Annotated in this window: 18 protein-coding genes; 13 read left to right on the top strand and 5 right to left on the bottom strand. The window is 73.2% G+C overall.

The features are described from left to right. Nucleotide 1: 1 nt before the first annotated feature. Nucleotides 2-427: a hypothetical protein gene (locus WAB15_RS09740; protein WP_399144403.1), complete on the bottom strand. Its 426-nt coding sequence runs from the start codon at nucleotides 425-427 to the stop codon at nucleotides 2-4. Between the two features lie 262 nt (nucleotides 428-689). Here WAB15_RS09740 and WAB15_RS09735 point away from each other — a divergent pair, with 262 nt between their 5' ends. Further along, entirely contained in the window at nucleotides 690-1,394 is a 705-nt protein-coding gene (locus WAB15_RS09735; protein WP_407285984.1) for a YoaK family protein, read from the top strand. A 96-nt stretch (nucleotides 1,395-1,490) separates the two neighbouring features. Here the strand turns inward: WAB15_RS09735 and WAB15_RS09730 are convergent, their stop codons facing one another. Beyond that, entirely contained in the window at nucleotides 1,491-2,729 is a 1,239-nt protein-coding gene (locus WAB15_RS09730) for a S8 family peptidase (protein WP_407285983.1), read from the bottom strand. Between the two features lie 326 nt (nucleotides 2,730-3,055). Between WAB15_RS09730 and WAB15_RS09725 the strand changes: the two genes are divergently transcribed. The 3 genes from WAB15_RS09725 (at nucleotide 3,056) to WAB15_RS09715 (ending at nucleotide 5,301) form a co-directional block, all read left to right on the top strand. Then, complete coding sequence (locus tag WAB15_RS09725; RefSeq protein ID WP_407285982.1) at nucleotides 3,056-3,862, top strand: SGNH/GDSL hydrolase family protein; 807 nt, start codon at nucleotides 3,056-3,058, stop codon at nucleotides 3,860-3,862. A 273-nt stretch (nucleotides 3,863-4,135) separates the two neighbouring features. Continuing rightward, nucleotides 4,136-4,399 carry a hypothetical protein gene (locus tag WAB15_RS09720; RefSeq protein WP_399144399.1) on the top strand — a complete coding sequence of 88 codons (264 nt, stop codon included), beginning with the start codon at nucleotides 4,136-4,138 and terminating at the stop codon, nucleotides 4,397-4,399. A gap of 164 nt (nucleotides 4,400-4,563) precedes the next feature. Continuing rightward, nucleotides 4,564-5,301: a TetR/AcrR family transcriptional regulator gene (locus WAB15_RS09715; protein ID WP_399144398.1), complete on the top strand. Its 738-nt coding sequence runs from the start codon at nucleotides 4,564-4,566 to the stop codon at nucleotides 5,299-5,301. A gap of 25 nt (nucleotides 5,302-5,326) precedes the next feature. Here the strand turns inward: WAB15_RS09715 and WAB15_RS09710 are convergent, their stop codons facing one another. Next, nucleotides 5,327-6,586, bottom strand: a complete 1,260-nt coding sequence (locus WAB15_RS09710; protein ID WP_407285981.1) for a type ISP restriction/modification enzyme — start codon at nucleotides 6,584-6,586, stop codon at nucleotides 5,327-5,329. A gap of 166 nt (nucleotides 6,587-6,752) precedes the next feature. On the opposite strand from WAB15_RS09710, the gene WAB15_RS09705 reads away from it, so the two are divergent. Beyond that, the gene (locus WAB15_RS09705; protein ID WP_407285980.1) at nucleotides 6,753-8,144 is read left to right on the top strand and encodes an MFS transporter; all 1,392 of its coding nucleotides are present in this window, start codon (nucleotides 6,753-6,755) and stop codon (nucleotides 8,142-8,144) included. A gap of 18 nt (nucleotides 8,145-8,162) precedes the next feature. Here the strand turns inward: WAB15_RS09705 and WAB15_RS09700 are convergent, their stop codons facing one another. Both WAB15_RS09700 and hmgA read right to left on the bottom strand, forming a co-directional pair. Further along, nucleotides 8,163-8,912 carry a GntR family transcriptional regulator gene (locus tag WAB15_RS09700; RefSeq protein ID WP_407285979.1) on the bottom strand — a complete coding sequence of 250 codons (750 nt, stop codon included), beginning with the start codon at nucleotides 8,910-8,912 and terminating at the stop codon, nucleotides 8,163-8,165. A gap of 16 nt (nucleotides 8,913-8,928) precedes the next feature. Then, the gene (hmgA, locus tag WAB15_RS09695) at nucleotides 8,929-10,263 is read right to left on the bottom strand and encodes a homogentisate 1,2-dioxygenase (RefSeq protein WP_407285978.1); all 1,335 of its coding nucleotides are present in this window, start codon (nucleotides 10,261-10,263) and stop codon (nucleotides 8,929-8,931) included. A 102-nt stretch (nucleotides 10,264-10,365) separates the two neighbouring features. Between hmgA and WAB15_RS09690 the strand changes: the two genes are divergently transcribed. From WAB15_RS09690 to WAB15_RS09655, 8 genes are all read left to right on the top strand, one after another. Further along, nucleotides 10,366-11,010, top strand: coding sequence for a TetR/AcrR family transcriptional regulator (locus tag WAB15_RS09690; protein WP_407285977.1), 645 nt, complete (start codon nucleotides 10,366-10,368; stop codon nucleotides 11,008-11,010). Nucleotides 11,011-11,219: 209 nt separating this feature from the next. Continuing rightward, nucleotides 11,220-13,445, top strand: coding sequence for a molybdopterin oxidoreductase family protein (locus WAB15_RS09685; RefSeq protein WP_407285976.1), 2,226 nt, complete (start codon nucleotides 11,220-11,222; stop codon nucleotides 13,443-13,445). A gap of 133 nt (nucleotides 13,446-13,578) precedes the next feature. Continuing rightward, nucleotides 13,579-15,006 (top strand): CitMHS family transporter, encoded by a 1,428-nt coding sequence (locus WAB15_RS09680; RefSeq protein WP_407285975.1) that lies wholly within the window; start codon nucleotides 13,579-13,581, stop codon nucleotides 15,004-15,006. Further along, entirely contained in the window at nucleotides 15,007-16,287 is a 1,281-nt protein-coding gene (locus tag WAB15_RS09675; RefSeq protein WP_407285974.1) for an MFS transporter, read from the top strand. A 77-nt stretch (nucleotides 16,288-16,364) separates the two neighbouring features. Then, complete coding sequence (locus tag WAB15_RS09670; protein WP_399144389.1) at nucleotides 16,365-17,261, top strand: NAD(P)-dependent oxidoreductase; 897 nt, start codon at nucleotides 16,365-16,367, stop codon at nucleotides 17,259-17,261. Nucleotides 17,262-17,341: 80 nt separating this feature from the next. Next, nucleotides 17,342-18,760 (top strand): aldehyde dehydrogenase family protein, encoded by a 1,419-nt coding sequence (locus tag WAB15_RS09665; RefSeq protein ID WP_407285973.1) that lies wholly within the window; start codon nucleotides 17,342-17,344, stop codon nucleotides 18,758-18,760. Between the two features lie 84 nt (nucleotides 18,761-18,844). Then, nucleotides 18,845-19,945, top strand: coding sequence for a zinc-binding dehydrogenase (locus tag WAB15_RS09660; protein ID WP_407285972.1), 1,101 nt, complete (start codon nucleotides 18,845-18,847; stop codon nucleotides 19,943-19,945). A gap of 217 nt (nucleotides 19,946-20,162) precedes the next feature. Beyond that, a complete protein-coding gene (locus WAB15_RS09655; protein WP_399144386.1) occupies nucleotides 20,163-21,509 on the top strand; it encodes an MFS transporter in 1,347 nt (448 codons plus the stop codon). The last annotated feature ends 17 nt before the right edge of the window (nucleotides 21,510-21,526 follow it).

Here is a 21,526-nt window from a genome sequence, read left to right as displayed (position 1 = left end):
CTCAGTCCGCCCGCCGTCCGGGCGTCCGTCCGGACCGCTGCCGCAGCGCGCTCCACAGCAGCACCGCGCCGCTGAACGCCGTCACCACCAGCACCCCGCCGCGTACCGACCACAGATGCAGCGCGAGCATGGTCTGCGCCACCAGCAGGTCGACGGCGAGCGCACCGGCGCCGGCGACCACCGCGCGGCCCAGCGGATCGGTCCGGCCGAGCGCGGCGGCGATCGCCGCGGCCGGCGCCATCAGCAGGAAGAAGAAGGTGAACGGCGCGCGGAGCGGTGAGCCGATGTCGGCGAGCGCGAGTACGGCCCCCACCCCGCCGATCCCGGCCGCCACTCCCGCCAGCAGCGAGACGGCGGTGCCCGCCGGCCGCTCTTCGGGTGGTGGCGACTCGTAGGAGCCCTTGTCGTCGACGGTGTCGATGTGCATTGGCGGCTCTGCCCCCCGTACGGCCGGATGCCGGGCCTCAATGTCGCGCAACGCCCAGAGCACCGTCAAGACACGAAGAAGGCCGGAAACCGACGCAACCCGACAGCGGGTGCGGGCACCTGCGGGCCGCCCACAGACGGCGCAATGGCGGGCCGGCGGACCGGTCGTCCGGAGACTGGGGGGAACAAGCGCGGGGGCCGATCCGATCCTGATCCACCGGACACGCCCCCGGGTCAGGAGCCCGGTGGAAGGAGTCGCGTCGGTGGAGCCGCCGAGTGGGACCGCGCTCACGGTGATCATGGTGGGGCTGACCGTGGCCACCGGTGTGCTCGACGCCGTCAGTTTTCTGACGCTCGGTCAGGTCTTCACCGCCACCCAGACCGGCAATCTGCTCTTCCTCGGTTTCGGTATCGCCGGGCAGGGCGGGCTGCCGGTGGCCGCCACGGCGGTCTCGATCGCCGCGTTCCTGCTGGGCGCGGCGCTCGGGGCCCGGCTGGAGTCGACGCTGGCCGTGGGGCAGCGCCCGTGGTTCCCGGCCGCGCTCGCCGCGGAGGCGGCGCTGCTGTTCGCGGCGGCGGTGGCGGCCTGGGAGGGCGGGCCCGGGCCGGTGCTCGGCCGGCGCCATGTCGTCGTGGCGCTGATGGCGGTGGCGATGGGCATGCGCAATGTCACCAGCATGCGGGCCGCCGCCCCGGACCTCACCACCACCGTGGAGACCCGGGCGATGGCGGCCCTGGTCAGCGGGTCGCCGCTGGGGCACGACAGGAAGCTGGGGTACGGCTCCCGCGCCGGGGCCCGCCGGCTGACCTCCGTGACCGCGATGTTCGCCGGCGGCCTCCTGGGGGCCGGCCTGCTCGGCCTGGGGACCCGGCCGACGCTGGTGATCCTGCTGGTGGCGGTGTTCGTCGCGGCCACCGCCTTCCTGATGTACGGCCTGACCCACGGCCGTCGCCCCAACGGGGGCTGACGCCGCACCGCCCGCGCCCGCTCCCGCAGTCGTGCCGCGCCCCGGACGGCGCACCGCCGCCCGGGGCCCGTATGGGCACGACGGGTCACACCGCCCCTACGGGACGATCTTCAGCAGCTTGTTGGGCGAGCCGCCGCCCGGATTGGTCACCACCCCCGAGGTGGCGCCGTTCGTCAGGGCCGTGGCGACCTGCGCCGGGCTGGCGGTCGGGTGCCCGGCCAGGTAGACCGCGGCCGCACCGGTGACATGTGGGGTGGCCATCGAGGTGCCGGAGATGGTGTTGGTGGCCGAGTCGCCGGTGTTCCAGGCGCTGGTGATGGAGCTGCCGGGCGCGAAGAGGTCCACCCGCGAGCCGTAGTTGGAGAAGGACGAGCGGGCGTCGGTGGAGGTGGTCGAACCGACCGTGATGGCCTCCGGGACCCGGGCGGGGGAGTAGTTCTGGGCGTTCGCCCCGGAATTGCCGGCGGCGACGGCGTAGGTCACCCCGCTCTTGATGGAGTTCTGCACGGCGGTGTCCAGGGCCGCGTCCGGGCCGCCGCCCAGCGACACGTTGGCCACCGACGGGCCGCTGTGGTTCCTGGTGACCCAGTCGATGCCCGCGACGACCTGGGCGGTGGTGCCGGAGCCGGAGTCGTTCAGCACCCGCACCGCCACGACCTTGGCCTTCTTGGCGACGCCGTACGCCGTGCCCGCCGCGTTCGCCGCGACATGGGTGCCGTGGCCGTTGCCGTCCTGCGCCACGTTGTCGTTGTCGATCGCGTCGTAGCCGTTCACCGCCCGGCCGCCGAAGTCCTGGTGCGAGATGCGCACGCCGGTGTCGATGACGTAGACGGTCGCGCCGGCGCCCGCGCTGTCCGGGTAGCCGTACTTCTTGTCCAGCGGCAGCTTGGCCTGGTCGATCCGGTCCAGGCCCCAGGACGGCGGGTCGGTCTGGGTGCCCAGGGCGTGCACGGTGCGGTCCTGGAAGACCTTGTCGACCGCCGGGTCGGCGGCCAGTGCTCTGGCCTCCCGGGCGGAGAGCCCGGCGGAGTAGCCGTTGAGCGCGGCGGTGTAGGTCCGCCGCACCGTTCCGCCGTACTCGGATATCAGGCCTCTGCCGTCGGCCGAGGCGGCCTTGAGGCCGGCCGAGCGCTTCAGCGTGACGATATAGCTGCCGGGCACCGCGTCCGGGGCGCCGGCTCCCACGACGGTGCCCTCGACGGGCGCCGCGTGGGCGGGGAAGGCGAGCGTGCCGAGGGCGGCGGCCGCGGTGGTCGCGGCCAGCGCCGTGGCGATCCGCAGCGTGGACGAACGCCGCGGGGCGGTACGGGGGGTGGTGGAACGCATCACTGCCATCGCGAGGGAGTCCTCCTCATCGGTGGCGCGCCGTGGTGCGCGCGCAGGGGGTTGCGTACGGGTTCGTACGCACCTGGGGGCGGTGGGGGAGTCCGTTGAACCGTTGACCGCCCGTCAAAAAGATTCGCGGGCCTCGAACACGGGCGGCAAGAGTTCCGTCGGGATGTCATATGCACGTCACGGCAATGCAATGACATGGCAGTGAACATCCGCCCGGATCGGCAGATTTGCCATGAACTACCAAATGACTTTTGACATGAACACTTCCGACTGTCCGTGAACCTTGCTACGACGGATATGGCAGAGATCCTGCTAAGGGAGGTTCCATGAGACTGTCCCGATTCGCGGCCTTGACGTCCGCCTTCTTCGTCACCACGGCGCTCGCGCTCACCGGCGCGAGCGCCGCCGCGTCCGCCCAACTCCCCACCGCAACCGGCTATGTGGCCCTCGGCGACTCGTACTCCTCAGGTGTCGGGGCCGGTGGCTACGACGGCACCAGCGGCTCCTGCAAGCGCAGCAACAGGGCCTACCCCGCCCTCTGGAACGCCGCGCACACCCCCTCCTCGTTCGCCTTCACCGCCTGTTCCGGGGCCCGAACGGGTGATGTGGTGAACAATCAGCTCGGCCCGCTCAACGCCTCCACCGGTCTGGTCAGCATCACCATCGGCGGCAACGACGCCGGTTTCGCCGACACCATGACGACCTGTGCGCTCCAGGGCGAGAGCGCCTGCCTGGCCCGCGTCGCGCAGGCCCGGACCTATATCGACAACACCCTGCCCGGCAAGCTCGACTCCGTGTACGACGCGATCGACCAGAGGGCCCCGAACGCGCGCGTGGTGGTCCTGGGCTATCCGCGCTTCTACAAACTCGGCGGAAGCTGCGTGGGCGGCCTCTCCGAGAAGTCCCGGACCGCGATCAACGCCGCCGCCGACGCCATCAACGGCGTCACCGCCAAGCGCGCCGCCGACCACGGCTTCGCCTTCGGCGATGTCACCGCCACCTTCGCCGGCCATGAGCTGTGCTCCGGCAGCGCCTGGCTGCGCAGCGTGACCTTTCCCGTCGACGAGTCCTACCACCCCACCGCCGCCGGCCAGTCCGGCGGGTATCAGCCGGTGTTCGCCGCCACCGCGTGACGACCCGCACACCGGGCGCCGGGGAGAGTCCATGAGATCCCGGTCTCTCCCCGGGCGTTCCAGCACCCCGTCGGCCGCTTCCGGATACCTCCGCCGAAGCCCGACGGTCCCTCAACTCGCCCTGGTACGCGCCTTGTACGTGACATTCCGTATGGTGTTCGTCAACGTCAAGGCGAGGCAGGTGAATCCGTTGACCGGTCTGCACGCGTGTCCGCCAAGAGAGATAGGGTTACCCTGCCCGGGCCGGGTGCCCTCGTAAGGGTGGGGAGATTTATGGAACAGATAACAGTGCGTAGCAGGGCGAGAGTCCCTGCCGTCAATTGCGGGAGCAGTGCGTCCAGCGCGCGTCTCGACCGCCATCTCGCGGTGCTGGGTGGACCCGCCATCCCGCAGCGGGAGACGGAGGGCGCGACCTCGCTGATGCAGGAGCTCACCGCGCGCGATCACGCGCGTACGAGGAACGGTCGCGGCGCCAGGGTGTCGCTGTTCGCGCCGCTGCGCAGGCTGCGGCGTTCGCTGTTCGGGGGGCACGGCTGACCCGCTTCACCAGCGGCTTACCGGGCGGCCGGCCCGCCCCCGCCCGACCGGTCCGCCCAGCACCACCCGTCACGTCGTGACGGGTGGTTTTTTCGTGTCCGGGCGGCCGCCTCGGCATCTGCGTACGTTGTACGTAACTAGGATGGTGGCGAGGTGATCGATCCATGGCAGCAAGTGGCCGTGCGGCCGGACCCGAGGTGATCTGGGCGCGACCCGAGCGGGCGGGCCGCGGCCCGAGGCCCGCCTTCACCCGTGACGAGATCGCGGAGGCGGCGGTGCGGATCGCCGACGAGTCCGGGCTCGCGGCGGTCTCCATGCGCCGGGTGGCGACCGCGGTCGGCTGCGCCACCATGTCGCTCTACAACTACGTGCCGAGCAAGGGTGATCTGGTCGACCTGATGGTCGATCTGGTCGGCGGTGAGTACCGGCTGCCCGACCGGCCCTCCGGGGACTGGCGCGCCGATCTGCTCGCACTCGCCCATCAGGAGCGGGAGATGATACGGCGTCACCCCTGGATGCCGGGCGCCGTGCTGTCGCACAACTTCCTGGGGCCCAACGCCCTGCGCTACATGGAGTACTGCCTCGCCGCCCTGGAGGGCTCAGGCCTCGACGACGGGCTCAAGCTGGAGCTGATCTCGCTGGTCAACGGCACGGTGCTCGCCATGGCCTCGGCCGAGCAGGCGGCCGCCGAACAGGCCAAGGAGTCCGGCCACAGCCCCGAGGCGCGGCTCGCGGCACAGACCGGCTATCTGCGCACGGTGGTCGGCACCGGACGGTATCCGCTGGTGGCCCGCGCCCTGACGAGGGGCGCACCGGCCGGCGACCCGGACGAGGTCTTCGCGCGCCTGATCGGGCGGGTGCTCGACGCCTACGAGGCGTCCGCGGCCCCCGGCACCGGCTGACGGGCCAAAGGCGCCGCCCTCTGGCTCACAGCAGCGCGAACTGGCCCTCCGGGCCCTCCTCGTGGTGGTCGAGGACGGATGCCGGGCGGTAGGCGGAGACCGGCGCGGGCAGCACGCCGGCCGCCCGCAGGCCGTCCGCCGTCAGCTGCGGACCGTCCGCCGTCCGCCGGTTCAGTTCCTCGCGCCGGGGACGGAGTTCGGCCAGCAGCGCCAGGACGGTGACCAGCTCCAGCAGTTCCGAGGTCCACTCCCGGCGCCAGTCGGCGGGACGCAGCGCGGCCAGCGAACCGGCCTCGGGCTGCGGTGCCCCGTCCGCCCCCGCGCCGGTGCGCTGGGCGAACCACGCCTCCAGGACGCGTACGCCGCCCGCGTGGAACTCCCACGCTCCCTTCGGCACCGGCGCGATACGGCCGCTGCCGAGCAGCAGCGCCTCGCCCTCCGGGTCGTAGCCGAGGGTCTCGGGCAGCCCGCGGGCGGGCAGCGCCGAGCGCACGTACGGGCGGCGGCCGCCCGGCATCCGCGGCCGCTCACCGGAGCCGGCCGGCCCGCCCCCGGGCGCGTGGCCGCCCCGCGTGAACAGCCACAACAGCCGGGTGCCGAGCGCGACTCCGCGGTCCCAGACCTCCGGGTCCGCGGTCAGCGGCACCACCGCGCCGTCGGGGGAGTGACGGGCGGCGGCGAGGATCCAGGCGAGCAGGTCCACCGGGCCCGCCGGGCGGTCCAGGCGGCGGCCGAGCAGCGCGAGCAGGCCCGGGGGAAGGTTCGGCTCCTGTCCGCCGGGGCGCCGGTAGAGCGGGTGGATCCGCCCGGGGCGACCGGCCGGCACGCTTCCGTCGGGCAGCAGCGCCGAGCACACCACCGCGGGGCCGGCCGGCTCCGGCACCGGCCCCGACCCGACCGCGTACAGCTGCCGTGCGTCCGCCACCCGCCACAGCTCCGGCCGGGCCGCGTCGATCAGCCGGTGGTCGGGCAGCAGCCACTGCTGGTCGAACGGGCCGTGCAGGATCCGCACCGGCTCGGGGCACGGCCCGCTCGCCCGGTACAGCCGCCCGGTCCCGGTGGCCTGGCCCGGCAGCTGGCCGACGGCGGAGTGCAGGGTGCGGGCGCGGGACGGCCTAAAGAGCCGCTCGCGGGCCGCCGCGTCCTCGGCGTTCACCAGTGCCGCCCAACGGGCGCGCAGGGCGGCCGGATCCGGCGCCCGCACCCAGGAGCGGCCGAGCCGCAGCGGCGGCACGGACCACGGCATGAGATCCGACAGCCGTGGCGCGTCCTGCTTCGCCGTCACGCGGAGCCCCTCCCGGACCGTTCGGTTGACCCCGGCATGGTATCCACGGGCCCCGCGGCCGCGCCGCGCCCGAGGCCCCGCCCGCCGCCGACGCGGTCTTCCGCCTGCTGATCTTGGCGGAGTACGGTCCTGAGGCGTACGCCCGGCATGCTCAGGGAGGACCGTTTTGACGGACACCGCCTCACCCACGCCCGAACGGCGCGGAGGGCCCCCCGTCGGCCACCGGGTCGCCGCCCGGCTGGACCGGCTTCCGCCGTCCCGCTGGCACCGCCGGATCACCCTCGTCGTCGGCATCGGCGCCTTCTTCGACCTCTATGAGATCTTCCTCGGCGGGGTGCTGGCCGCGGTCCTCGCCGAGCAGTGGGACCTGGGGCACACCGCCAAGTCCGGTGTGATCGCCGCCGGGTTCCTCGGCATGTTCGTCGGTGCGAACGTGCTGTCGGTGCTCGCCGACCGGTGGGGGCGGCGCCGGCTGTTCCTGGTCAACCTGGGGCTCTACGCGGCGTTCTCGCTCGGGTGCGCCTTCGCCCCGGATCTGCGCTGGCTGCTGGTCCTGCGCTTCCTGTCCGGCCTCGGGCTGGGCGCGGAGCTGGTGCTGGTGGACACCTACCTCGCGGAGCTGCTGCCGCGGGCGGTGCGCGGCCGCTACCTCGCCCGGGCCTACACCCTGGGCTTCGTCGGCGTTCCGGTCGCCGCGCTGCTCGGCGCCCGGCTGGTGGCCGCCCACCAGCCGCTGGGAATCGAGGGCTGGCGCTGGCTGCTCGCCGCCGGTGCGCTCGGCGCCGCGTTCGTCCCGCTGATGCGCCGCCGGCTCCCGGAGTCGCCGCGGTGGCTGGCGGTCCACGGGCGCGGCGCGGAGGCCGAGCGGATCGTGACCGGCATCGAGGAGCGGGTGGCGCGGGAGACCGGCACCAGTCTGCCGTCGGTACCGGAGGCGGAGACCCTACCCGAGCGGAGGGTGCCGCTGGGCGAGATGTTCCGGGGCGACCAGCGGCGGCGGACGGTGATGTGGTGGATCTTCCAGGTGCTGCAGACCGTCGGCTACTACGGCTTCGCATCGCTGGCGCCGGTGGTGCTCGTCGCCAAGGGCCACACCGTCACCGAGTCGCTGCTGTACGCGGCGTTGAGCTTCTGCGGCTATCCGATCGGCTCCGCGCTGTCCATCCCGCTCATCGACCGGTTCGAGCGCCGCTCCCTGATCATCGCCTCGGCGCTCGGCATCGCCGGCTGCGGTCTGGCCTTCGGCTTCGCCTCCGCCCCCTGGGCCGTCGTCGCCTTCGGCTTCGCCCTGACGGTGTGCAGCAACGTCTTCTCCAACGCCTTCCACGTCTACCAGACCGAGATCTTCCCGACCGGACTGCGCAGCAGCGCGATCGGTATCGCCTACTCGCTGTCCCGGCTCACCTCGGTCGTGCTGCCGTTCGTCGCGCTCGGCGCGCTGACCGCCCTCGGCCCGGCCGCGGTGTTCACCGGCTCGGCCGGGCTGATGCTGCTGCTGTGCCTGGACGTGGCGCTGCTGGGCCCGCGCAGTACGGGGCGGAGCCTGGAGCGGATCTGAACCCGGGGCGGGGCCGGGTCAGTGCGCGTCCAGCGTGACGGTGAAGGAGAAGCGGTCGCCGCGGTAGTGGATCAGGGCGACGTCGACCACGCGGCCGGCCTCGTCGTAGGTGACGCCCGTGTAGTGCAGGATCGGGCTGAGCAGTGGGACCTCCAGGAGGCGAGCGGTCTCCGGGTCCGCCAGCCGCGCCTCGACGGTGTCGGTGATGCGGCTGATGCGCACCCCCACCGCGTCCCGCAGCACCTTCGTCATCGGCCAGCGCACCAGGTCCGCCGGATCGATCCGGGCGGCGATGTCGGGCCGTACGTAGTTGCGCGCGTGGTTGGTCGGCTCGCCGGTCTCCTCGTCCCCGCGCAGCCGACCGAATCCGGTCACCTCGGTCAACTCCGGGAAGTACCCGGCCAGTTCGGAGGGGACCGCGACCGGTCCGTGCTCGGTCAGTTCGGTGCTCATCCCCGACTGCTGGGCCACGATCGTGTCCACCGAGCCGAGCAGCCGCACCGGCGCCCCGCGCCGCGCGCTCGGCTCGATGAACGTACCGCGGCGCCGGTGCCGGCTGATCAGGCCCTCCGCCTCCAGCTCCTTGAGGGCCTGGCGCATGGTCAGCACGCTCACGCCGTAGTGCGCGGCGAGCGCGTCCTCGGTGGGCAGCCGCAGCGGAGCCTCGGGGGAGCGGCCCAGTATGGAGGCGCGCAGCGACTGCGAGACCTGATACCACAGCGGCAGCTTGCGGTTCAGGTCCAGCGAGTCGGGAGCGAAGGTGGTCACGAGCGTTCCCCGGGTGTCAAGGGCGGAAGTGGCGCTGGAGACCCTGCCATACGTCGTCGTAGCCGCGCTGGAGATGGTCGGCATCTTGGGCCTGGGCGGTGAGCGTCAGCGGCCAGCGGGTCTCGAACATGAACGCCAGCCCGTCGTCGATCTTCTGCGGCACCAGCTCGGCGGCGCTCGCCCGGTCGAAGGTCTCCCGGTCGGGCCCGTGGGCCGACATCATGTTGTGCAGCGATCCGCCGCCCGGGACGAAACCTCCTTCACCGGCCGTCTTCGCGTCGTAGGCGCCCTCGATCAGACCCATGTACTCGGTCATCACATTGCGGTGGAAGTACGGCGGCCGGAAGGTGTCCTCGCCGACCAGCCAGCGCGGCGCGAAGACCACGAAGTCCACCCCCGCCAGGCCCGGGGTGTCGGACGGGGAGGTGAGCACGGTGAAGATCGACGGGTCGGGGTGGTCGTAGCTGATCGAGCCGATGACGTTGAAGCGGCGCAGGTCGTAGACGTACGGGACGTGGTTGCCGTGCCAGGCGACGACGTCCAGCGGAGAGTGGTCGTAGGTCGCCGTCCAGAGGTTGCCGCAGAACTTGTTGACGACCTCGACGGGGCCCTCGACGTCCTCGTAGGCGGCGACCGGCGCGCGGAAGTCCCGGGCGCCTGCCAGGCCGTTGGCGCCGATCGGGCCGAGGTCGGGCAGCTGGAAGGGGCGGCCGTAGTTCTCGCAGACATAGCCCCGGGCGGTGGCGTCCAGCAGCTCGACGCGGAAGCGCACACCGCGCGGGATCAGCGCCACCTCGCCCGGTTCGGCCCGCAGCAGGCCGAGTTCGGTGCGCAGCAGCAGTCCGCCCCGCTCGGGCACGATCAGCAGCTCGCCGTCCGCGTCGCTGAACACCCGGCGGTCCATGGCGGTGTTGGCGTGGTACAGGTGGACGGCCATGCCGGTGCGCTGGGTCGCGTCGCCGTTGCCGCCCAGCGTCCACAGGCCGTCGAGGAAGTCCGTCGGGCCCTCGGGCGCGGGCTGGGGGTTCCAGCGCAGCCGGTTGGGGTCGGGGGCGCAGTCGGCGAACGGCGCCGAGCGCAGGGCCCGCTGCTCGGCGCGGACGAACGGCGGGTGTGCGGCCGAGGGGCGGATGCGGTAGAGCCAGGAGCGGTGGTTGTGGTCGCGCGGTTCGGTGAACGCCGACCCGCTCAGCTGCTCGGCGTAGAGGCCGAGCGGTGCCCGCTGGGGGGAGTTGCGGCCCACCGGCAACGCGCCGGGGACGGCCTCCGAGCTGTGCTCGTTGCCGAAGCCGGTGGTGTACACCAGCCCCTCGGCCGTCTTCCTCGCCTGCTCGTTGCCCGTGCCTGCCATCGCGTGCTCCCGCCGCTCAAGGAATCCTATGCAAGACCTTAGGATTCACTGAGGGGGTCGTCAACGGAGACGCTCGGCCGTAAGGGCGGGCAGGATGGTCGGGTGCAGCAGCCGACGCCCCGCCCCGCCCAGCCGCCCGTCCCGCTGCGCTGCGCCCCCGTCCAGCGGCGCAGCGCCCAACGCCTGGCCAGAATCCTCGACGCCTGCGCCGAGGTGCTGGAGGAGACCGGATACGAGGAGCTGAGCACCCGCGCCGTGGCCCTGCGCGCCGGTGTCCCGATCGGCTCGGTCTACCGGTTCTTCCCCAACAAGCGCGCCATGGCCGAGGCGCTCGCCCGGCGCAACCTCGACGCCTACGCGGACCGCATCACCACCCGGCTGACCGTGCCGGACGGCGTCCCGCTGGAGTGGCGGCGCGCGATGGACGTGGTGGTCGACGAGTACCTCGCCATGAAGCGGACGGTTTCGGGCTTCGCCCTGGTGGAGTTCACCGTTCCCGCCCCGACCGAGTCCCGGCAGGCCAACTACCTGGTCGCCGACCGGCTGCTGGTGCTCTTCGCCGGCCCGCTCGGCCTGGACGCCGCCGACGAGCGGCTGCGGACCGCGTTCCTGGTAGGCGTCGAGACGGCCGACGCGCTGCTGCAGCTCGCCTTCCGCACGGATCCGGCCGGCGACCCCGCCATCGTCACCGAGGCCAAGCTGCTGCTGCGGTCGTATCTGGCGCGGTATCTGGACGCGCGGGAGTGAGGCGGACGGCCCCGGGGGCGTGAATGCGGCCGGTCGGCTGGCGGATTTCCGTCGGGGGGATGCCCTCATGCCTACCGGTCGGTATGGTCGGACGGTACGCAGCCCTCCCCCCAAGCTCTCGGCCCCTCCCCCGCTCTCGGCTCCTCGAGCGGGGGACCCCCACGAGCAGGGGGTACCCCCATCGCCGGCACCGTCCCCGGGAGGGACCGATGACCCGTACCGCCCTGCGCATCTGCCCGCTCTGCGAGGCCACCTGCGGGCTGACCGTCACCCTCGACGGCGACCGGATCACCGCCGCCCGCGGCGACCGCGACGACGTCTTCAGCAAGGGCTTCATCTGCCCCAAAGGCGCCTCCTTCGGCGAGGTGGACGCCGATCCCGACCGGCTCGTGCGCCCCCTGGTCCGGCGCGACGGCCGGCTGACCGAGGCCACCTGGGACGAGGCGTTCGCCGCCGTCCAGGCCGGGCTGCGCCCGGTTCTCGACGCGCACGGCCCCGACGCCGTCGCCGTGGTGCTCGGCAACCCCAACGTGCACACCGTCGCCGGGGCCCTCTACCCGCCGGTGCTGCTCGCCGGCCTGCGCTCGCGGAGCGTCTTCACCGCCTCCACCGTCGACCAGATGCCCAAGCACGTCTCCAGCGGACTGCTCTACGGCGACCCGCTGGCCATCCCCGTACCGGACCTGGACCGCACCGCCCACCTCCTGGTCATCGGCGCCAACCCGATGGACTCCAACGGCAGCCTGTGCACCGCGCCCGACTTCCCCGGCCGGATCAGGGCACTGCGCCGCCGCGGCGGGCGGCTGACCGTGATCGACCCCCGACGCACCCGTACCGCCAAACTGGCCGACGAGCATCTCGCGATCCGGCCCGGCACCGACGCGCTGCTGCTCTTCGCGATGGTGCGGGTCCTGTTCGAGGAGGGCCTGGTCGACCTCGGGGAGCGGGCGGGGCACATCGTCCAGGTCGACGAGGTCGAGCGGCTGGCGGCGGACTTCACGCCCGAGGCGGTGGCCCCGCTGTGCGATCTGCCCGCCGAGCGGATCCGGGGGCTGGCCCGCGAGCTGGCCGCCGCCGAGACCGCCGCGGTGTACGGCCGGATCGGCTCGACCACCGTCGAGTTCGGCACCCTGACCAGCTGGCTCGTCGACGTAACCGCCGTGCTCACCGGGAACTTCGACCGCCCCGGCGGTCTCATGTTCCCGCTGTCCGCCACCGGTGCCGCGCCCCGCCCGCCGAAGCCCGGGCGCGGTTTCGTGCTGGGGCGCTGGCGCAGCCGGGTCTCCGGCCATCCCGAGGCCAAGTCCGAGCTGCCGATCGCGGCGCTCGCCGAGGAGATCGACACGCCGGGCGAGGGCCGGGTGCGGGCCGCCGTCGCCATCGCCGCCAACCCCGTGCTGTCCGTCCCCGACGGCGACCGGCTCGACGCCGCGCTGGCCTCCCTGGACTTCAAGGTGAGCGTCGACCCGTATCTCAACGAGACCTCGCGGCACGCCGATGTGGTGCTGCCGCCGCCCCCGCCCTCCCGCAGCGCCCACTTCGACTACGCCTTCAACGCCCTGGCCGTGCGCAACCAGGCGCGCTACACCCGCCCGGTCCTCCCGCTCGCCGAGGGGCGGCCCGACGAGTGCGAGATCCAGGCCCGGCTGATCCTGTGCGCGGGCGGGCAGGACGGCGCGGACCCCGCGCTGGTGGACGCCATGGTGATCGACGCGGCCCTCGCCAAGGCCGTCACCGATCCGCACTCCCCGGTGCACGGGCGCCAACCGGCCGAACTCGCCGCGGAGTTGATCGGAGAGGCCGGCGCCGAGCGGCGGCTGGACATGATGCTGCGGCTCGGCCCGTACGGCGAGGGCTTCGGCGCCGACCCCGAGGGGCTCTCACTGGCGCGGCTGCTGGACAGCCCGCACGGTATCGACCTGGGCCCGCTCACCCCGCGCCTGCCGGCCGTGCTGAAGACCCCGAGCGGCGCCGTCGAACTGTGCCCCGAGCCGATCGCCGCCGAGGCCGCGCGGCTCCGCGGTCGGCTCGGCGAGCTGCCCGACGGGGTGCTGCTCATCGGCCGGCGCCATCTGCGCTCCAACAACAGCTGGCTGCACAACGTCCCGGCCCTCGTGGGCGGCAGCAACCGCTGCACGGTCCATGTGCACCCCGAGGACGCGGCACGCCTGGGGCTGGCCGACGGCGGCGCGGCGCGCCTGAAGGGGGACGGCGGTGAAGTGGAGGTGCCGGTGGAGATCACCGACTCGGTGCGGCCGGGGGTGGTGAGCCTGCCGCACGGCTGGGGCCACGACCGGCCCGGCACCCGGCTCACCGTCGCCGCCGCCGACCCCGGCGTGAACGTCAACCAGCTCAACGCGGGCCGGCTGCTGGACCCGCTCTCGGGGACCGCGGTGCTCAACGGACTGCCCGTTGTGCTCACGCCCGTCCACTGAGATCCCTATTGACCTGGGGTTTTGCTCTTATTGCTCGCGCGTCAAGGCCTTGTTAACAAAACTTTGCGGCACCTAACGTCACCTCGACCGCCACCCCCGGCTGATGTTCAAGGGCGAACGTGAGGTACCTCTAATGCTGACAATCCTCGGATTTGTCATGATCGCCACCTTCCTGGTGCTGATCATGATGAAGAAGATGTCACCGATGGCAGCGCTCGTGCTCATTCCCGCGCTGTTCTGCGTCCTGGTCGGCCAGGGCGCGAGCCTGGGCGACTATGTCGTCAAGGGCATCGGTGACCTGGCCCCCACGGCCGCCATGCTGATGTTCGCCATCATCTACTTCGGGGTGATGATCGACGTCGGCCTCTTCGACCCGATCGTCCGCGGCATCCTGAGGTTCTGCAAGGCGGACCCGGTGCGGGTGGTGGTCGGCACCGCGCTGCTCGCCGCGATAGTCTCGCTCGACGGCGACGGCTCCACCACCTTCATGATCACCGTCTCGGCGCTCTACCCGCTCTACAAGCGGCTGAAGATGAGCCTGGTCGTCATGACCGGTGTCGCCGCCACCGCCAACGGCGTGATGAACACCCTCCCCTGGGGCGGCCCGACCGCCCGTGCCGCCACCGCGCTCAAGCTCGACGCCGGCGACATCTTCATCCCGATGATCCCCGCCCTGGCCGTCGGCCTGGTCGCCGTCTTCGCCCTCGCGTACGTCCTGGGCCGGCGCGAGCGCAAGCGGCTGGGCGTGCTGACCCTGGGCGAGACCCGGATCGTTTCCGAGACCGCGGAGGAGAAGGAGACCGAGCAGGTCCTGGTCGGTGCGGGCACCGGCGCCAAGGGCGGCGCACCCGCCGCCGGCAAGCAGCCCACCGGGGGCGCCGCGCCCACCGACCCCGACGGCGACCCGCGCGACCTGGACCTCCAGGGTCTGGACCCGCAGCGCGCCACCCTGCGCCCCAAGCTCTACTGGTTCAACGCCGCGCTCACGGTCGCGCTGCTCACCCTGCTGATCCTGCAGACGCTGCCGATCCCGGTGCTCTTCCTGCTCGGCGCGGCCCTCGCGCTCACCGTCAACTTCCCGCAGATGAAGGACCAGAAGGCCCGCATCGCCGCGCACGCCGAGAACGTCCTCAACGTCTCCGGCATGGTCTTCGCCGCGGCCGTCTTCACCGGCGTGCTCACCGGGACCGGCATGGTCGAGCACATGGCCCGCTGGCTGGTCTCCGGCATCCCCGACGCCCTCGGCCCGCACATGGGCATCGTCACCGGCGTCCTCAGCATCCCGCTGACGTACTTCATGTCCAACGACGGCTTCTACTTCGGCATCGTGCCGATCCTCGCCGAGGCCGGTGCCGCCCACGGCGTCGCCCCCATCGAGATCGCCCGTGCCTCCCTCGTCGGCCAGGCCCTGCACATGTCCAGCCCGCTGGTGCCCGCGGTGTACGTGCTGGTCGGCATGGCCAAGGTCGAGTTCGGCGACCACACCAAGTTCACCGTCAAATGGGCCGCCCTCACCTCCCTCGTGGTCCTGGGAGCCGGTCTGCTCTTCGGCATCATCTAGATGACCGCGGCCGACACCCGAGGGCCCGGCAGGAGCTGGCTGCTGCGGCTGGTCATCACCTTCTCCTTCGCACAAGGAGCGGTGAGCATGGCCAGGCCGGCGGTCTCCTACCGGGCCCTCGCCCTGGGCGCCGACGAGCGCGCCATCGGCGTGATCACCGCCTGCTACGCGCTGCTGCCGCTGCTGGCCGCCGTCCCCCTCGGCCGCCGTACCGACCAGGGCCGCTGCGCGCCCCTGCTGGTCGTCGGGGTGGCGCTGATCGGCGGCGGCTGCGCGCTCGCGGGCCTCGCGGGGTCGCTGCCCGCGATGGCCGCCTGGAGCGGGGTGATGGGCCTGGGGCATCTGTGCTTCGTCATCGGCGCCCAGTCGATCGTCGCGCGCCGCAGCGCACCCGAGGAACGCGACCGCAACTTCGGCCACTTCACCGTCGGGGCCTCGCTCGGCCAGCTGATCGGCCCGGGCGCCGCCGGTCTGGTCATCTCCGAGCACGACGGCCGGATGGCGCCCACCAGCGCCACCGCCCTGATCGTCGCCGGCGCGGTCGCCGCCGTCTCCTACGTCTCGCTCTGGCGGCTGGAACAGCGCCCCCGCCGGGCACCGGCCGCCGGCGGTCCGGCCCCCGCGGCGCGAGCGCCGGTCCCGGTGCGCCACATCCTGCGCACCCGCGGCGTCCCGGCCGGCATCTTCATGAGCCTGGCCGTGCTCTCCGCGACCGACGTGCTCACCGCCTACCTCCCCGTCGTCGGCGAGGACCGGGCGATCGCCCCCACCACCATCGGCCTGCTGCTCAGCCTGCGCGCCGCGGCCACCATCACCTGCCGGCTGGTGATGACGCCGATGATCCGGTGGCTGGGGCGCACCGCGCTGATGGCCGGCAGCTGCGCGCTGGCCGGGCTGCTGTGCGGGGGCCTGATGCTGCCGGTCCCGGTCTGGGCGCTGGCGGTGATGCTGAGCGCGCTCGGCTTCTGCCTGGGCGTCGGCCAGCCGCTGTCGATGACCACCGTCGTCCAGGCGGCGCCCGAGCGGGCCCGCAGTACGGCGCTGGCGCTCCGCCTCACCGGCAACCGGCTCGGCCAGGTCGCCGCCCCGGCCGGCGCCGGTCTGCTGGCCGGCCTCGCGGGCACCGCCGCGCCCTTCGTCCTGCTCGGCATGCTGCTGCTGGCCTCCGCGGGGCTGGCGGCCCGTACGGGAGGCGAACGGGACGGCGGGAGCACGCCGGTGGCCGGCGGAGGTGAGCGGCCCGCCCGAAGGGACCGTAAGCAGACCCGAAGGGAACCGTAAGCGCAGGTCGGCAGGGTGGTGCGCATCGGCGGGCCCGGCACCGGGCCGGGCCCGCGGCACACGGCGAGGAGCACCTCATGAGCACGACCGACCGCACCGCGACCCCCGTCACCGTCCTCGGCCTCGGCGCCATGGGGCGCGCGCTGGCCGGTGCCTTCCTCCGGGCCGGGCACCCCACGACGGTCTGGAACCGCACGCCCGGCAGAGCCGACGAGCTGGTCGCGCGGGGCGCGGTCCGCGCGGACACGGTGGCCGAGGCGGTGACCGCCGCCCCGCTGGTGGTCGTCTGCGTGCTCGACTACGCCGTGTCCCGGGCGATCCTGGAGCCGGTCGGCGCGCGGCTGTCCGGCCGGGTGCTGGTCAATCTCACCTCCGACACCCCGGAGCGCTCGCGGGACGCCGCCGCATGGGCCGCCGGGCATGACATCGACTACCTCGACGGCTCGATCATGGTGCCGACGCCGGTCATCGGGCAGCCCGAGGCGACCGTCCTCTACAGCGGCTCGGCCGGCGCGTTCGAGACGTACGAGGCGACCCTGAAGGCGCTGGGCGGCCGGGCGCCCTACCTCGGCGAGGACCCCGGCACGGCGGCGGTGTACGACCTCTCGCTGCTGGGCTTTTTCTACTCGGCGATGGCCGGACTGGTGCACTCCTTCGCGCTGTCCGGGGCCGAGGGCATACCCGCCGCGCGGTTCGCGCCGTTCACCGAGGCGATCGCGGGAATCCTGCCGCCCATCGCGGCGGCCATGGCCCAGGACCTGGACCGCGGGGTCTTCTCCGGCGACCAGGACAACATCGTCATGGAGGCGGCGGGCCTGGCGCACATCCTGGAGGCGACCGAGCACCGCGGCATCAACACCGAGGTGCTCACCGCCGTCAAGGGGCTCGTGGACCGCACCATCGCCGCGGGCCACGGCGGCACCGGATTCGCCAGTGTGATGGTGCAGATGCGGGAGCCGTCCACCGAGGCGTGACCCGGTACGGCCTGGCGGCGCAAAACTACCGGCGCTAGTTTGGGGGTGATGACCAGCAGCCGGCTCAGGAGGACGACGAAGTGAAGCACCACGACGCGATGTTCATCGACGGCACCTGGCGGCCCGCCGCGGGGGCGGGGACGATCGAGGTGGTCAACCCGGCCGACGAGCGGGTCATCGCGACCGTCCCGGCCGGCACGGCGGAGGACGTGGACGCCGCCGTGCGCGCCGCCCGCGCCGCGCTGCCCGGTTGGGCCGCCACCGCCCCGGCGGAGCGCGCCGCCCGGCTGACCGAACTGCGCGACCAGCTCGCCGCCCGTACGGAGGAGATCGCCCGGACCATCACCGCCGAGCTGGGCACGACGCTCGGCTTCAGCCGGCGGGTGCAGGCCGCACTGCCGGTCGTGGTCACCGGCTCGTACGCCGAACTGGCCGCCTCCTACCCCTTCGAGGAGCGCATCGGGAACTCCACCGTCTTCCACGAGCCGGTCGGCGTGGTCGCCGCGATCACGCCCTGGAACTACCCGCTGCACCAGGTCGTCAACAAGGTCGCCCCGGCGCTCGCCGCGGGCTGCACCGTCGTCCTCAAACCGGCCGAGGACACCCCGCTCACCGCCCAGCTCTTCGCCGAGTGCGTGGCCGCGGCGGGCGTACCGGCCGGCGTCTTCAACCTCGTCACCGGGCTCGGCCATGTCGCGGGCCAGGCGCTGGCCGAGCACCCGGACGTGGACCTGGTGTCCTTCACCGGCTCGACCGCCGTCGGCAGGAAGATCGGCGCGATCGCCGGCGGCGACGTCAAGCGGGTCGCCCTCGAACTCGGCGGAAAGTCCGCCAACGTCATCCTCCCGGGCGCCGACCTGGACAAGGCGGTGCAGGTCAACATCGCCGACGTGATGCGCAACTCGGGCCAGTCCTGCAACGCCCTGACCCGCATGCTGGTCCACGCCGACCAGTACGAGGAGGCGGTCGCGCTCGCCGCGCAGGGCGTGAGCGGGTACGTCGTGGGCGACCCGGAGGACGACGCCAGCCGCCTGGGCCCGGTCGTCAACGCCCGGCAGCGCGACCGGGTGCGCGGCTACATCGAGCGCGGTGTCCAGGAGGGCGCGCGCCTGGTGGCGGGCGGACCGGACGCGCCCGAGGGCCTGCAGCGGGGCTACTTCGTGCGCCCCACCGTCTTCGCCGACGTCACGACGGACATGGCCATCGCGCAGGAGGAGATCTTCGGCCCGGTCCTGTCGATCCTGAAGTACGAGAGCGAGGAGGAGGCGCTGCGCATCGCCAACGACTCCGCCTACGGGCTGGGCGGGGCGGTGTGGGCGGGCGACAAGGAGACGGCGGTCGCCTTCGCCCGCCGCCTGGACACCGGGCAGGTCGACATCAACGGCGGCCGTTTCAACCCCCTCGCCCCGTTCGGCGGCTACAAGCAGTCCGGCGTCGGCCGAGAACTGGGCCCGCACGGACTGGCCGAGTACCTCCAGACCAAGTCGCTGCAGTTCTGACCCGGCCGCGCGGTCGGGGGCGGCCACCGCCCGCCGACCGCGCGGCAGTACCCTTTCCCGCCGTCCCGCGCACGAGGAGAACCAGTGGTCCGCGCCGCCGTACTGTCCGCCGTCAACGCCCCGCTCCAGGTCACCGAGATCGACCTGCCCGAGCCCGGCCCCGGGCAGGTCCGTATCCGACTCGCCGCCGCCGGCGTCTGCCACTCCGACCTCTCACTGTCCAACGGCACCCTGCGCCAGCCCGCCCCGGCCGTCCTCGGGCACGAGGGAGCGGGCACCGTCACCGCGGTCGGCCCCGGCGTGACCACGGTGGCGACCGGCGACCTGGTCGTCCTCAACTGGGCGCCGTCCTGTGGGGACTGCCACTTCTGCGGGCTCGCCGAGCCCTGGCTGTGCGCCCACTCCGGCCTCGCCGCGAACGCCCCGTACGCCCGGCTCGCCGCCGACGCCACCGAGCTCTACCCGGGCCTGGGCACCGCCGCCTTCGCCGAGGAGACCGTGGTGCCCGCGCACGCCGCGCTGCCGCTGCCGGCCGGGGTGCCGCTCGCCGACGCCGCGCTGCTCGGCTGCGCGGTGCTCACCGGCTGGGGCGCGGTGCACCACAGCGCGCGGGTGCGCGCGGGGGAGTCGGTGGTGGTCTTCGGCGTCGGCGGGGTGGGGCTGGCCACGCTGCAGGCGGCACGGATCGCCGGGGCGGGCCCGATCGTGGCCGTGGACGTCTCCCCGGACAAGGAGGAGTTGGCCCGCTCGGCCGGCGCCACCGAGTTCGTGGTGGCCGACGGCGCCGCGTTCTTCGAGAAGGAGGGCGCCAAGCGGATCCGCAGGCTCACCGGGGGCGTGGGCGCCGATGTCGCCATCGAGTGCGTGGGCCGCGCCGACACCATCCGGACGGCCTGGACCTCCACCCGGCGCGGCGGCCGGACGACGGTCGTCGGCATCGGCGGTCAGGACCAGCAGGTGACCTTCTCCGCCCTGGAGATCTTCTACTTCGGCCGGACCCTCTCCGGCTGCGTCTACGGCAACAGCGATCCCGCCCGCGACCTCCCCGTCATCGCCGAGCATGTCCGCTCCGGTGCCCTGGACCTCTCCGGCCTGGTCACCGACCGGATCGGGCTCGACGGTATCCCGGCCGCCTTCGAGGCGATGCTGGCCGGCAAGGGCGGACGGGCGCTGGTGGTCTTCTGACGGGGGCGCCCCCGGGGAGGGGCGGCACGTCCGGGCGCGGCCATTCGTCGGCGGCGCCCAGAGGAGCGACGGGGCGGGGCCGGGTGCGCGGAGGGCGCCCCGGCCCCGCGTGCGTGGGCCGCCCAGAACTCGTGCCGCGCGGTCCGTTGACGCCGTACCGGCTGGTCGGTACGGTCACGGCGCCGCCCCCTCCCTCCCTTCCCCCGGAGCGTGCAGCATGGACCCGGCCCCCTCCGCGCCACACGGCAGCAGCACCGCCGCGCCCCCCTCCGCCCGCAGCCGCCGCAGGGTCGCCACCACCGCGGCCCTCGCCTCCGCCGTCGAGTGGTACGACTACTTCGTCTTCGGCATCGCCGCCGCGCTGGTCCTCGGCGACGCCTTCTTCCCCACCGGCAGCCGCGCCGCCGGCGTGCTCGCCTCGTTCGCGACCTTCGCGGTGGGCTTCCTCGCCCGCCCCGTCGGCGGGGTGATCGCCGGTCACCTCGGCGACCGGCGCGGACGCAAACCCATGCTGGTGCTCGCGCTGACGGTGATGGGACTGGCCACCACCGCGATCGGCCTGCTGCCCTCCTACGCCACGATCGGCCTGGCCGCGCCCGTCCTGCTGGTCGTCCTGCGGCTGCTGCAGGGCCTCGCGGTCGGCGCCCAGTGGGGCGGCGCGATGCTGATGGCCACCGAGTACGCCCCCGAGGGCAAGCGCGGGCTGTACGGCTCGCTGGTGCAACTCGGCGTGCCCATCGGGGTGATGACCGCCAACTCCGCCTTCCTGCTGGCCGGGGCCCTCACCGGCGAGCGGGCGTTCGGGACCTGGGGATGGCGGATCCCGTTCGTCGTCGGCGTGCTGGTGTTGGTCCTCGCCCGCTACATCCACGTCCATGTCGAGGAGACGCCCGAGTTCCGGGCCGCGGAGGCGGAGCTGGCGGCCGCGGAGAAGGCGGCCGAGGCGCGGCGCTCACCGCTGCGGACGATCCTGCGGCACCACCTCGGTACGGTCCTGCTGGCCGGCGGCTCGTTCGCGGTGAACACCGCCACCTTCTACATCCTGATCACCGGTGTGCTGGACTACGCCACCCGCGAGTTGGAGATGCGGCGCACCTCGGTCCTGGCCGTCTCGCTGCTGGTCAGCCTCACCCAGCTCGCCCTGATCCCGGCCGCCGCGGCGCTTTCGGACCGCATCGGCCGGCTGCGGGTCTACGCCGCGGGCGCCGTCGGCCTGCTGCTGTGGGCGGTGCCGATGTTCCTGCTCATCGACACCGCGTCGCTGGTGTGGCTGGGCGTCGGCACCTTCGTCGGCAGCTGCTTTCTGAGCACCATGTACGGTCCGCAGGCCGCGCTCTTCGCCGAGCTGTTCACGCCCGCGATGCGCTATACGGGCGCCTCGCTCGGCTACCAGATCAGCGCGATCCTCGGCGGTGGGCTCGCGCCGTTCCTGATGGTGCTGCTGCTGGAGGTGAGCGGCACCTCGATGGCGGTGTCCGCGTACATCATGGCGCTGTCCGCGATCGCGCTGGTCTCCATCTGGCTGCTGACCCGCCGGGTGGCCAGGGGCGCACCACGCCCCTGAGCATGCGGCGGGCCACC

The sequence above is a fragment of the Streptomyces sirii genome (assembly GCF_045690365.1).
GTDB lineage: Bacteria > Actinomycetota > Actinomycetes > Streptomycetales > Streptomycetaceae > Streptomyces > Streptomyces sirii.
Note: the sequence above shows the minus strand (reverse complement) of the source record. Positions and strands in the feature narration are given on the sequence as shown.